Genomic DNA, 13,156 nt, shown 5'->3' with positions numbered 1-13,156 from the left:
AACGCTTTTGACCTTCACAAGTATCACAGACTCGTAAGTTGTAGTGTGACAGATGTTTGCTGTGATTTAAGGTTCTCTTTTTAATTCTTCACATCCTTCACACTGCGTTCCCTACCTCTTGGGAAAGGAGCCTTAGTTAAAACAAAAGCTTAGGTGTTTCCTTCATATGGAAGGACATAAGAAGACCAATATGCTTGAATAATGGATTGAAATAGTCAACATAGATATTGGCCGACTATAGTTGACTATCTAGTCAACTATAGTCGTCTAAGTAGCCAACTGTACTTGACCAAGTAGCCGACTACAGTTGTCCATTAATAAAATATCAAAATTGTCATATAGAGCCGACATTATGTAGTATTAAACCATATACTCCATTTACGGTTACGGTTTGATTTGGTTTCGTACCGGAATGAATCTATTTTAAGAATGTGATTGTCCTGAATCAAATCTCCCCAAGTTTTCAAATTGCTCTCCCAATTGCTTTCTCGTTTCCGGTAACCGTGTTTGTAAAGCAAGAAGACTTTTGCCGCTCCGTCAATGAACCACTACACAGTGCTTCTGGTCTGACACCGTTTTTTTGTTTTACCACTTTTTTGCTTCCAACCTTTTGGGCGGAATGAAAGGAGTATGCTGTTGTAGATTACTTTTCTGCTTCATTTTGGTATTATTTATATTAATTCACTATATTTGCTCTGAATTATCTGATAAATGAAAGCTTGCTTCCTTTATTTCGGTGGTATAATTAGAGATTACATTGAAATACAAAAGATTATGTTTTTGGAGGCAGTTTGCCAATGGATAGTGAGCATATTTAACAAGTAGTTACTTGAACTGTTCGAACGTAAAGATGAGAAGATTATGGAATTGGACCGTCGTATCGGACGGTTGGAATATAAGATCGAATTACTACTCCGGAAGGAGGGGGAAAACGATCTGTAATATAAAGAAAGTACGATGAAAACACACCTGATTTTATTTCTTATAACACTGGCTGCTTCATTGACTGTCCGTGCTGATAAAGGGAATGAAACCTATTTTTTCCGGACCGTGAATTATCAGCAAGGACTCTCCAATAGTGCCGTATTAAGTATTTTCCAAGATAACGAAGGATTGATGTGGTTTGGAACGTATGACGGTGCGAATTGTTATGACGGAGAAAATATGGAAGTATTCCGCTCCGACTTTTCCGAACAGAAAACATTGAACAACAATATTGTGCACTCTATTCAACAGGCGGATAGCAGTTGCCTGTGGATGACCACGCATTCGGGAGCCAACCGTTTTTCAAAAGACTCCCGACAGATTATTAGTAATTACGATTTCGGAGGAGACTTTGTCATTCATTCCAATCAGAAAGGGAATACCTGGGTGTTGGGCTACGGATGGATTTCTTATTATAATACGTTTCACCATCGTTTTGTTAACATTCCGATGCCGGACATCCATATGCTGAAAGTCGATGTCAGGGCGTTTGTCACTGATGAAGGCGATTTGTATCTTTTCCCCTATGAAAGCGGTGACCTGTATCGCTTTTCGTTGAATGCTTTTGATCAGGATACTCTGTCCACCCGGCTTACCACCATTCCTTCCCATTTTCATCAGAAGCGGATAGAATATGTATGCTACCAGAATGGCGTATTTTGCTTTTATGACTCCGACTACGATCTTTTCGTGTACGATATTTCAAGAAAGTCTAAGATTTATATCCGGAATATTGGTGAGTTGGTTCGGAAGTATGGGCTTATCACCGGCATTGTGCCTTTCTATGAAGACATCATTTTAGCTTTTCATACCAATGGACTGATGCGTTTGCGTCTTTCCCAGCGATATGCGGAAGAAGTGATTGACCGGAATATGCGGATTTTCGGCATCTATAATGATCCCCGGCAAGGAGTTTTGTGGGTGGGAACCGACGGGCAGGGAGCGGTGATGTATTCGCGGAAATACGCTATTGCTACCAATCTGATGTTGAGCAGCTTCTCTCCCAATTTGACTCGGCAGGTAAGGGCAATCATGACGGATAAACAGGGTGGCCTTTGGGTAGGAACCAAGGGAAACGGCCTGCTTCATGTGAAAAATTATCGTGACGGAGTGCGGGCATCCGATGTGGAGGTCTATTCGCTGAATGGGAAACAGCCTGCGGTATCTTACGTGAGGCCGGAACGGGAGTTGCGAATCTATGCTATGCGGGAGAGCAGTTATAGAAACGGATTCTGGGTGGGAGCCGCTTCTCCGGGCTTGTGCTATTATTCATTCGATAACGGACAACTTCATCCTTTGGTGGGAACTGATTCCGGAGTTCCGGTAGAGGGCGGTAATGAAGTACATTCCATCGTCGAAGAGAATGACAGTGTACTCTATCTTGCCACTTCGGGTGAAGGGCTTTGTAAGGTGGTGCTCGACAGCGGGCATGGACCGCTCCGGATAAAGTCATTGAAACATTATAAATTCTACTATGAGCAACAGGAGCTTAATCTCTATTATAGTATGGTGCCCCAAGGAGATTCCTTGTTGTGGCTGGGCAGTCAGCAGAGGGGATTGGTGCGTTTCAACCGGAAGACGGAAGAATATCAGGTCTTCTCTTTGAGCGAGATGTTGCACAAATCCGTGGATGATGTACTGTGTTTGCATTGGCGTCGTGGAGAGTTGTGGGTAGGCACTACTGCCGGTTTGGTGCGTGTCACTTTCAAGGAGAACAGGTTGGAAACCGTCCATATCGGGCGTAAGCAAGGATTGCTCAACGATATGATACACAGTATTTTGGAAGATGCCAACGGACTTCTCTGGCTGGGGACGAACCGCGGTCTTATCAAATTCAATCCGGACAATTTCTTTTCGCACGCTTATTATTATAGTGGCGGCATACAAATCGGAGAATTTAGCGACGATGCCTATTATCGCTGTCCTTACACTGGAAATCTTTTTTTCGGAGGAATCGACGGGCTGCTCTATATGAACAAGAATGTACCTTCCGCTCCAGAATATTACCCGGAGGTTTTATTGCGTAAGTTGGTGATTGAGAAAACATTCGTTAACTTACAGGACCACTATTTGCCGGACAGGAAAGGGTTGCAGATGAAAGGGGCGAAGGTGTCTTTTTCTCTTTCTTTTGTCGTGCCGGATTATACAAGTGACGGAGATGTGGAATACTCTTATATGCTCGAAGGGTATGATCAGGATTGGGGGGCATTCAGTAGTGTCAACGAGGCCTCTTATTTTAGTGTGCCTTCGGGCAATTATCTTTTTAAAGTCCGTTATAAGAAAGATGTATTTGCTACGGAATACAAGACGTTCACTATTCCTGTATATATTCTTCCTCCCTGGTATCGGACGGTTTATGCGTATATCATCTATCTGTTGATCGGACTTATGCTGGCGGTATATGTCATTCATTTATTCCACAAATATTTCCGTCATGAACGTATGATGCAGGAACTGCTGGAAACCGAACGCCGTAACGCTTCACTGGTGGTAGACGGTTACAAAGAACGCGAGGTACTTGATAACTGTACGCTCATTTACCAAGCCTGTGACCAACTGAATGACAAGACGCTTTCGTTGGATCAGTATGCTGATAAAGTCGGGCAGATCCGTGAGGCCGTCATGGCTTTGCTCTTCGGGTGCGGCATTGGCGACGAGTGTTTCCGGTTGTTGTCGTCCCTGCAATTCTTTGTTACGGGGCGACCGCCTCTTTCACAGTTGGCGGAAGAAGTGCTCCGGGTACTTGAAAAGGAAGGTCGTGATATTTCCTCTATCCATTTGGATATTCCGGCGGATTTCACTTTCCCTGTTTATAAGAATGCGTTGCGCTGCATCCTTTATTTCAGCGGTCTCTACCTATTGGACAGGAACACCTGTGAAGTGTCGGTTAGTATGAAAGAGGAAGAAAACAGGATGACGCTGACTTTCTTTTCTTCGGATGATACGGTGGAGGGACTGCATAAGATATTGACCGAGCAGGAATCATTGCCGGTGAAAGGGAAAGATTCGGACGACCGGTTCCGCATCCGGACGATGCAACGTTTTGTGTTTTCAGCGTTGAGACAGCAGAACTGTACACTTTGTTGTGTGACGGAGGAAATATCGGGTGGGCGCCGGCTGGCAATCACTTTCGAACCGGTTACTATCGCCCCGCAGGATGAGACGAAGAAAACTGTTTTGTTGCTGGAAGACCGTGAAGAGATTGTATGGCTTATCAGTGCCCTGCTCTCTGATGAATATGACGTTCGTCCGGTGCGAAGCGTACAGCTGGCGTTTGATGAGATGCATACTTCGGCTCCTGCTTTATTTTTGGTAGATATGCAGATGTATACGGATGCTGAAAGCACGTTTATGAAATACGTAGCCAAGAATCGTTCGCTGCTTTCAAAGACTGCCTTTATTCCAATGTTGACTTGGAAGGTTAGTACGGCAATGCAGCGGGAGTTGATCCAGTGGGCAGACTCTTATCTGGTTCTTCCTTATGACATACCGTTCTTAAAAGAGACTATTCAGAAGGTGATCTACGGTAAGCGGGAAGCTAAGCAAGTGTATCTGGAAGAGTTGGAAGGCTGGACGAACTCCATTGTATGCACTACTACCGAGCAGGCGGATTTCGTCCGGAAGTTTTTGCAGGTGGTTGAGCGGAATTTGGATCGGGAGGATTTGGGTTCTACCTTTATCGCGGAACAGATGTTGATGAGTTCCCGTCAGTTCTGCCGGAAATTAAAGGAAATATCCGGAATGACTCCAAGTGATTTGATTAAAGATTACCGGATGGAAAAAGCTGCCCGTTTATTGCAGAATAGAGATTTGTCTATACAGGATGTTATTTCTGATGTCGGTATTTCCAGCCGCGCTTATTTCTATAAAGAGTTTACGCGTAAGTTTGGTGTGACTCCGAAGGTTTACAGGGAGACTTATCTGAATAAAGAGGAACAAATTTGATATTGTTTAAACATACTAATATCTGCAATTGAACATATTGGTGTGTGTAATAGCATATCCTGTGCTGAACTATGCTGTTTTTTTTGATACTAGGGGCTGTACTCTCTTTTTCTGAATTAATTGTGCACTTCGTTGATTATTAGTGTTTTGTTTAGTACTCTGAATGACATAATGTACTTCAAACGGACATTTTTTCCTTTCTTTAGTATTTGGCGTGCAGGAGTATTTCATTTCTTTTTAAATCCTGTTATTTTGCCGCCATGCAATTATTGCATTTGATAACCTTATTATTAATTTAAAACAAGTAGTATGAATTTGTTTGAAATGAAAAAACATCGCATCAGGTCTTTGTGGTTGCTGCTATTGTTGTTCACGTATAGTGTAACAATGCAGGCGCAGGGCAGTTCGGTCACAGGACGTATTTCGGATGAAAAAGGAGAAATGCTCATTGGAGTTAGTGTACAGGAAAAAGGGACGACGAACGGTACCATTACCGACACGAATGGTCAGTACACTTTAAAATTGTCAACAGGAAATCCTATTTTGGTTATCTCTTATATAGGATATAAACCACAGGAGGTTAAAGTTGGCAAACAGAAAGTGGTGGATATTGTTTTGGTAGAAGATGTATCGTCGCTGGATGAGGTGGTAGTGGTAGGTTACGGTAATCAGCGTAAGGTATCTGTTGTTGGCGCACAGTCTTCATTAGACGCTTCAGCTATCAAAATGCCTGCTGCCAAATTATCTTCAGCTATTTCCGGACGTATTGCCGGTGTAGTTGCTGTGCAACGTAGTGGTGAACCGGGACATGACGAGTCGGATATCTGGATTCGTGGTATTTCTACATTGGTTAAAAATGGGCAAAGTTCTAGTCCGTTGGTACTTGTGGACGGTGTGGAGCGTAGCTTCAATAATATTGATCCGGAAGATATTGAATCATTTACTGTGTTGAAAGATGCTTCTGCTACTGCCGTGTATGGTGTGCGTGGTGCTAATGGTGTGGTAATTGTAAAGACAAAACCCGGACGCATCAGTAAACCGACATTTAGCGTGGATTATTATGAAAGCCTCACCCGCATGACTAAAAAGGTGGATATGGCCGATGCTTATACTTACATGGAAGCACGCAACGAAGCGCAAATGAATAAGAATAATACCATTGCTTATTCTCAAGCGTATATCGATGCTACGAAAAAATCGAACGGCTTGCTACCGAATGATAATCCTCGTTTGTATAATCCGTATCTGTATCCGGCCGTAGATTGGGCAAACGAATTGTTTAACGATTGGGGCCACAATCGCCGTGCCAACATTAATATTCGTGGTGGTGCACCGAAGGCAAGCTATTATGCTTCATTGAGCTATTATGGCGAAAACGGTATGACACGTAACTTCAAGCTGGAGAATTATAATACGTCAATGAAGTATGAACGATACAACTTTACTTCAAACTTAAATTTGAAGCCTACAACAAAGACGGCTATTGACTTAGGATTTTTCGGCTATTTGGGACAAGGACACTATCCACAAAGCAGCGCTGCATCCTTATATGCCTCTTGTATGGATGTCAATCCGGTTATTTATCCGATGGTATTGCCCAATGGAATGATTCCGGGCATCAATACGCAACAGAAATTCAATCCTTATGGTAAGTTGGCTCGTGGAGGTTATTATGATGAATTCAGCACTCAGTTGAACTCAAATGTACGTGTAAAACAGGATTTGGACTTCTGGAAATGGAGCAAAGGACTTTCTGCTTCTGCAATGATAGCATTCGATACCTATAATTCCCGCCGCAGAAACTACAACCGTAGCGAACCAATGTATAAGTTTAAAGGAGCTACAGACGAAAATGGGCTTTGGATTGAAGATACCTTATTTGATGAAGAAACAGGGGAATATTTGTACGATGTATTGGGTGAAGCAGACGGAATCTTGACGCTTGACACTCCTACTCATTCGAGCAACCGCACCGTTTATACGGAGGCTTCTTTAAATTATGAACGCGATTTCGGTGCACATCGTGTAAGTGCTTTGTTGCTTTACAACCAGAAAATATACTGGGATTTAAATGCTTCCGATGTCATTGGCGGTATGGCTTACAAGCAGCGTGGTTTTGCCGGACGTGCTACTTATTCTTGGAATGACCGTTACTTTGCAGAATTCAATTTAGGTATTAATGGTTCGGAAAACTTCACTCCTGGTAATCGCTACGGTACTTTTCCCGCATTCGGTTTGGGGTGGGCAGTTTCTAATGAGCCATTTTGGGAATCGTTACGCAAATATATATCATTCTTGAAATTCCGTTATACACATGGTTGGGTAGGTAGTGATACAGCTACAGGACGTCGTTTTATGTATCAAGGTGTATTTGGAGGTTTACGTGGCACTTGGTTTGGTACCTCGCATAATGGTGCTAGCGGTTATGGCGAAGAAAAGTATGGTGTGAATGTCACTTGGTCTAAATCATGTAAGCAGGATTTGGGTATCGATCTGAAATTACTAAACGACAACCTTTCATTTGTAATTGACTTCTTTAAAGAACGTAGAGATAATATATTCTTACAGAGAAGTACTGTGCCAAGCTATGCCGGATGGATTGAGAATCCTTACGCCAACTTGGGTGTTGTAGAGAATAAGGGTGTTGAAATTGCGATGGACTATACGCAGAAGATTGGTAAAAACACCTTCCTTACCGTGCGTGGTAATATGACTTTCAACAAAGATAAAATTATAGAAAACGATCAGCCGCCTGTAGACTATCCATGGATGGAAACCCGTGGGACAAACGTGAACGCTATTTGGGGATACATTGCTGACGGACTGTTTACTAGCCAGGATGAGATTGATGACCACGCTACCCAGTTCGGTACGCTTCACGTGGGTGATGTTAAATATCGTGACTTGAATGACGATGGTGTGATTGACGATTACGATAAAACGGTAATTGGTCGTGGAGATGTACCGAGAATTTATTATGGATTCGGAGCAGATCTGCAAGTTGGAAACTTCTCTATCAGCGCTTTGTTCCAGGGAAATGCACAAGCTGACCGCTATTTGGACGGCATTTCTATAAAACCGTTCTGGGACGATGAAGGACGCGACAACGTATTTGCTAACATCACCGATCGTTGGAGAGCAGACAATCCTACCAATCAAGACGTGTTCTATCCTCGTTTGTCAGTCGGTAGCGACGGCAACAACAATAACGTGAAGCCAAGTTCATGGTGGGTGAAAGATGTCAGTTTCTTGCGTTTGAAACAAGTAAACATTTCATATACATTGCCTAAGAAGTGGACAGATCCGCTACTGATTAAGAACGCACAGATCTATCTGATGGGAACCAATCTGCTCACGTTCTCTAAGTTCAAATTGTGGGATCCGGAATTGAATACATCTAACGGTACGGCTTATCCTAACGTATCGAGCTATTCAATAGGTCTTAAGTTTAATTTTTAACCAAGTCTAAAAAGAAAAGTATGAAAACAGAAATAAGAAAATATGTTGCAGCAGCTTTGATTTGCTTGGGGATGTCGTCATGCAGCGATTTCTTTGAGTCTATTCCGGGCAAGCAGTTTGGATTGGAAGAGACGTTTGCTTCGAAACAACGCACAGAGCAATATCTGAATAATGTATACAGCTATATCCGTGAGGTGGGTGATGTGCTCCATGTGGACGCAAACATGAACGGAACTATCTTCACCGAAGCATCATTGGAAGGAGCCAACCGTTGGAACAAGACGTATGCGGAATGGACAACGGGGGGGGCAACTGCTTCGTATAGCCAGGCTAACCGCTACTTCACAGACTACTATCAAGCTATAGCCAAAGCAAGTACCTTCATTCAGAACGTAGACAAATGCCAGGAAGTAGGTGCTTCCGTACGTGGACGTTGGAAAGAAGAGGCGCGTGTGCTACGTGCTTACTATTACTTCGAGTTGTTTCGCATTTACGGTCCCATACCTTTGATTGGCGAAGATCCGATACCTTTGGATGCTTCAAAGGAAGAACTGATTAAGGTGCGCAACTCGGTAGACGAATGTGTAGAGTTTATCGCTAACGAATTGCAAAAGGCTATTGATTCAGGCGACTTGCCGAACAGAGTTTCCAAGAACAATTTGGGACGTATGGACGTAGGGATCTGCAAGGCTTTGAAAGCTAAGTTATATCTCTATTGGGCAAGCCCGCTGTTTAATGGAAACACAGATATGGCATCTGTCAAAAACTTAGATGGCAAACAGCTTTTCCCACAGACGGAAGACCTCACTAAGTGGAATAAAGCCAACGAAGCTTATAAAGAGTTCTTTAGCTTTGCTACTTCGCAGAATTATGGGCTGACAAAAGTATATACGGATGGTAAGCTCGACCCCTACAAGTCCTGTCGTGCTATTGCTGCTTTCTACACGAAGAACTATGATGTCATCTTCAACGAACTGATTATGGTCAAATTACGCGACCAATGGGACTACACTTATTGGACCTGTCCTAAGTTCTCCGGTTTCGAAGACACTAGTGTGAGTGGTGGTGGAGGCTATTATACTACACAAGAAACAGTGGATATGTTCTTTACGAAGAATGGACTGACAATAGACCGTGATCCCTCTTATGACAAGTTCGAAGGAGTACCTTCTGCTGGTAACTTTACTTCCGGACAGTATTATGACGAGAATGATACCGAATTGAAATATTTCGATGCAGACAATTCTTATGTATTGAAACAGTGGAAAGACCGTGAGGCACGTTTCTATGTAAATGTCACTTACAACGGTTCTATCTGGCTGAACTATGGTAGTCAAAACGAAGAACATCGTACCGACTTTACAAATGGTGCACGCGGAACCTGCGGTAAATCGAAAGCTTCCGGTGACTGTCCTGACTCTGGCTATCTAATCCGTAAAGGAGCAAAAGCTACGGAAGATGACGGTTCTAAAATGTTCTCTCCCACGCTTCGTGTGGCTGATATGATTTTAGGATATGCTGAAACACTCTGTATGTGTGACGACTTGGAAGGCGCACTATTGCAACTGAACCAGATTCGTGAGCGTGCCGGTATCCCCGAATACTCATTCACTAATGAGGGCGGAAAAGTGTTTTGTCCGAAGACAAAGAATGACTTGCTCAATCGTATCCGTCGCGAACGTATTGTGGAATTGGTGTTCGAGTGGAACCGCTTTTTCGACGTTCGCCGTTGGAAAGTGGCCGAAGGCAACAATGATCCCGATCACTGGATTTACCCCGAATATCACAAAGGTGGCGAGGGTGGCAATGTGTACGGTATGAATATGGATAAGGATTATCCAGACTTCTTTGCACGTACCTTGCTCGAAAACCGTGCTAACTTCTCAAAGAAACAATACTTCATGCCGATTCCTTATGATGACATCCGTCGTATTCCCGAATTGGTACAGAACTTAGGTTGGTAAATTTTATTGTTAAACACATTTTTAAGAAGTAATGAATACAAAATATTGGAAAAATATGGCATTGGGTCTTTTGGTGTCGTTGGTCGTGAGCGGCTGCTATGGCGAGGAAGACGGATATCAGATTCCCGACATTTATAAAGGAAGCTGGGAAAGCCCGAAAAATGGAGCTACGGTAGTAGGTTATGCACCTGCTCCGATTTCCGAGGCAAAGTATGATGCTTATCTGAACGAACTTTACATCACTTGGGACGGTGGCAACGATGCGTGGGAGAAGAAAAACGAGTATGTGGGAGCCGAAGTAGAGTTTGCTTCCTTGCTCACTGAAACGAAAGTGAAACGCGTGATGATTTCCAACATAGGCGATTTCGGTAACCTGACCGTGAAGAGAGACAACGGACTGCCGAATGCTACGCTGAACTTGAGTCGTTTCCGTACAGTAGTGGTTACTACCAAACATGGTGCACGTGATTGCCGTTTCCGCTCTATTTACGTAGACGAAGCAGGAAACAAACAATACAGCGACTGGACAAGCTTGAGTGAACACCTTGCCAATGCAGAGATGACGCTGAACATGGACTATATGGCTTGGAAAGAGTTTCGAGAGCGTCAGAGCAATCCGCTGAAAATACATTTTGAAAGTAACTCGGATTTACGTACAGTAGAATGGCTGTACAACAGATATAGTGGCGCAGACGCAACGCAGGAAGAGTTCCGTAAATGGTATTATATGGACTGTGCTACCATGTCGTTCGAGCCTCACAACATTGCTTGTGACCCTTACGAAAATTTGACTTTCATGATTAAGAAAGAACAGACTGGAGGTGCTTATGCCTTCGATTATCCGAGCCACAACGAAGGACGTGGTATTGTTTACCCGGCATCAGAAAGCAATATGGGAAGTGATGCCTGGTGGTTATTGCCCGATATGCAGGCAGTAGTGATGCACGAAATGGGTCATTGCGTAGAATGGATGCCCCACAAAGGACATTATGAGAAGAAGGGGGAAGACTGCGACAAACAGGGATATCAGGAAGGATGGCCGGATGCAGTGAAAATCTCCAACGGCGGATTCTTCGGACTTGCCACGGAAGGTCAGATTAATGAATATAAAGCTGCGATTGAAAAACCGTATAAAGATCCACAGGATAACAAAGTTTATGTTTGGCAGATTGATTATAACACCTCTGGTGCTTTCATGAGCTGGTTGCGAATTTATAACGGTGACTTTGTGCGCATGCTGCCGTGGACTGTAAAAATGGATGCACTGACTAATGACTGGAGTTTGGAGTATGCAGTGAAATATATCCTGAAAGAAAGCTATCCTGACATGTCTATGGAAGACTTATGGAATGAATATGTAGCTGAAGTAAAGAAATTCTTGAACAATCATCAATAAACATAAACATGAATAAATTATCATATATATACGGTGTGTTGTGTATGTTCCTCTTATGGGGATGTAATACAATTGATTTGAGTGACGTAGGATATGGCGAGAGTGATCGGTTGAAGTCATCGGATGTGAAAGAAGTACTTTATAATGCGTCAGAGGGTTGTTGGATAACTGAATGTGAGGGACGTGAATTCTTCTTTCAGTTTAGCAAGGATGGAACGGTAATTCTTGATTCCGATTTCTTGGAACAAGCAATAGAAGTGAAGACTACTTTTGCAACAAGTGGTAAAGCGGTAGAGTTGACCATTGATAAATGTAATGTTCATTTTCAAAACTTAAGTTCGGAATATGTGGATACGAAATTTATGATCACTGAAGTTCCGGCAGTAGACGCTACTAGAGCAGAGGAAAGCACTAAACTGATATTGGTCGGTGTGGCTACCGGCAGAAAGATGGAGTTGCATACGGTGGCGAAAAGTTATATAGAGACTAAAGTGGCACCTAAAGCGGAGTTTACAGAATTATTTGCCAAGAACCTATTGGATAATCAAGTGATTTGTGATGCTTCCGGCAATCTGATTGGCTATTATAGTTTGGCATTGGCTGGTGTTTCAGATATTTCTGTAAAGATTGTTACGCTTGAAAATAAGAGTGGAAATGATGTGAACGGGCATACACAATATTACGAATCAATGCTGGTAAAAGAGGGAAAAGTATTTAAATTGGAAACTCCGGTGGAAGGAATCAAGGCATTGGATGGAAACACTTATGCGTTCAAAGCCATAGATTGTAGTGGCGAAACGGTGGCTGTTGAAGGAATGTCCGGTGTGACATTCATTTCCAACAAGGATGCTGTAACTGATTTTGATTATGTGACGGCAGGCAAAGAATTTTCATTCTGTAAGGCGCAGAATAAGGGTGCTGCCTGTGATGAAATCTGGGAATGCACGAAAGGTTCTTTCACAGATGGCGGCACTATAGCGGACATCAACCTAATGAAATATGACTATGGATGGAAAAATGCGGATTGCACGCAGCGTCCGTTGGTTATTTGGTCGTGGTGGTTTGCGAACCTTGCTTTTAGAAGTAGCGAGCCGGGAGCTAATATCCGAATGAATAATGTTGATAAGGATTGGATACATTTCACCAATTTGTCGGGTGAAGGTGAAACTTGCGGTGGTGGAGCGATGAACCCCAATCAAGTAAAAGATATGAATGCATACACCAAACCCTTGTTGGATACTTGGTTCAATGAGAAAGGACTGTTTGTGATTCGTTACGACCACTTGAATGTAGCTGGTGATAATAAATTCTACATTTACTTGTTGTGTCCGGATACAGGTGCTACCGAGAACGGCGGTATGTGGATGAAGATGCAGAGAAAGGAAGAATAATAAAACCTACTTTTTAG

The 13,156-nt window shown here is 43.0% G+C and carries 5 protein-coding genes; all 5 read left to right on the top strand.

Going from position 1 to position 13,156, the window contains the following annotated elements:
* The first annotated feature begins 957 nt into the window (after nt 1–957).
* The 5 genes from I2I13_RS01875 (at nt 958) to I2I13_RS01855 (ending at nt 13,139) form a co-directional block, all read left to right on the top strand.
* Nucleotides 958–4,929, top strand: a complete 3,972-nt coding sequence (locus tag I2I13_RS01875; protein WP_195648598.1) for a two-component regulator propeller domain-containing protein — start codon at nt 958–960, stop codon at nt 4,927–4,929.
* A gap of 309 nt (nt 4,930–5,238) precedes the next feature.
* On the top strand, nt 5,239–8,388 hold the full coding sequence (locus I2I13_RS01870; protein ID WP_148366495.1) for a TonB-dependent receptor: 3,150 nt from the start codon (nt 5,239–5,241) through the stop codon (nt 8,386–8,388).
* A 20-nt stretch (nt 8,389–8,408) separates the two neighbouring features.
* Nucleotides 8,409–10,352 (top strand): RagB/SusD family nutrient uptake outer membrane protein, encoded by a 1,944-nt coding sequence (locus I2I13_RS01865; RefSeq protein WP_195648597.1) that lies wholly within the window; start codon nt 8,409–8,411, stop codon nt 10,350–10,352.
* Between the two features lie 31 nt (nt 10,353–10,383).
* The gene (locus I2I13_RS01860; protein ID WP_148366494.1) at nt 10,384–11,748 is read left to right on the top strand and encodes a hypothetical protein; all 1,365 of its coding nucleotides are present in this window, start codon (nt 10,384–10,386) and stop codon (nt 11,746–11,748) included.
* An 8-nt stretch (nt 11,749–11,756) separates the two neighbouring features.
* Nucleotides 11,757–13,139, top strand: a complete 1,383-nt coding sequence (locus I2I13_RS01855; protein WP_195648596.1) for a hypothetical protein — start codon at nt 11,757–11,759, stop codon at nt 13,137–13,139.
* The last annotated feature ends 17 nt before the right edge of the window (nt 13,140–13,156 follow it).

This window comes from Bacteroides sp. D55t1_190419_B8 (genome assembly GCF_015558905.1).
GTDB lineage: Bacteria > Bacteroidota > Bacteroidia > Bacteroidales > Bacteroidaceae > Bacteroides > Bacteroides vicugnae.
Note: the sequence above shows the minus strand (reverse complement) of the source record. Positions and strands in the feature narration are given on the sequence as shown.

Excerpts from the sequence above, each read along its gene's own strand:
- I2I13_RS01865 (WP_195648597.1), top strand. The coding sequence starts at position 8,409 with ATGAAAACAGAAATAAGAAAATATGTTGCAGCAGCTTTGATTTGCTTG.
- I2I13_RS01870 (WP_148366495.1), top strand. The coding sequence starts at position 5,239 with ATGAATTTGTTTGAAATGAAAAAACATCGCATCAGGTCTTTGTGGTTG.
- I2I13_RS01855 (WP_195648596.1), top strand. The coding sequence starts at position 11,757 with ATGAATAAATTATCATATATATACGGTGTGTTGTGTATGTTCCTCTTA.
- I2I13_RS01860 (WP_148366494.1), top strand. The coding sequence starts at position 10,384 with ATGAATACAAAATATTGGAAAAATATGGCATTGGGTCTTTTGGTGTCG.
- I2I13_RS01875 (WP_195648598.1), top strand. The coding sequence starts at position 958 with ATGAAAACACACCTGATTTTATTTCTTATAACACTGGCTGCTTCATTG.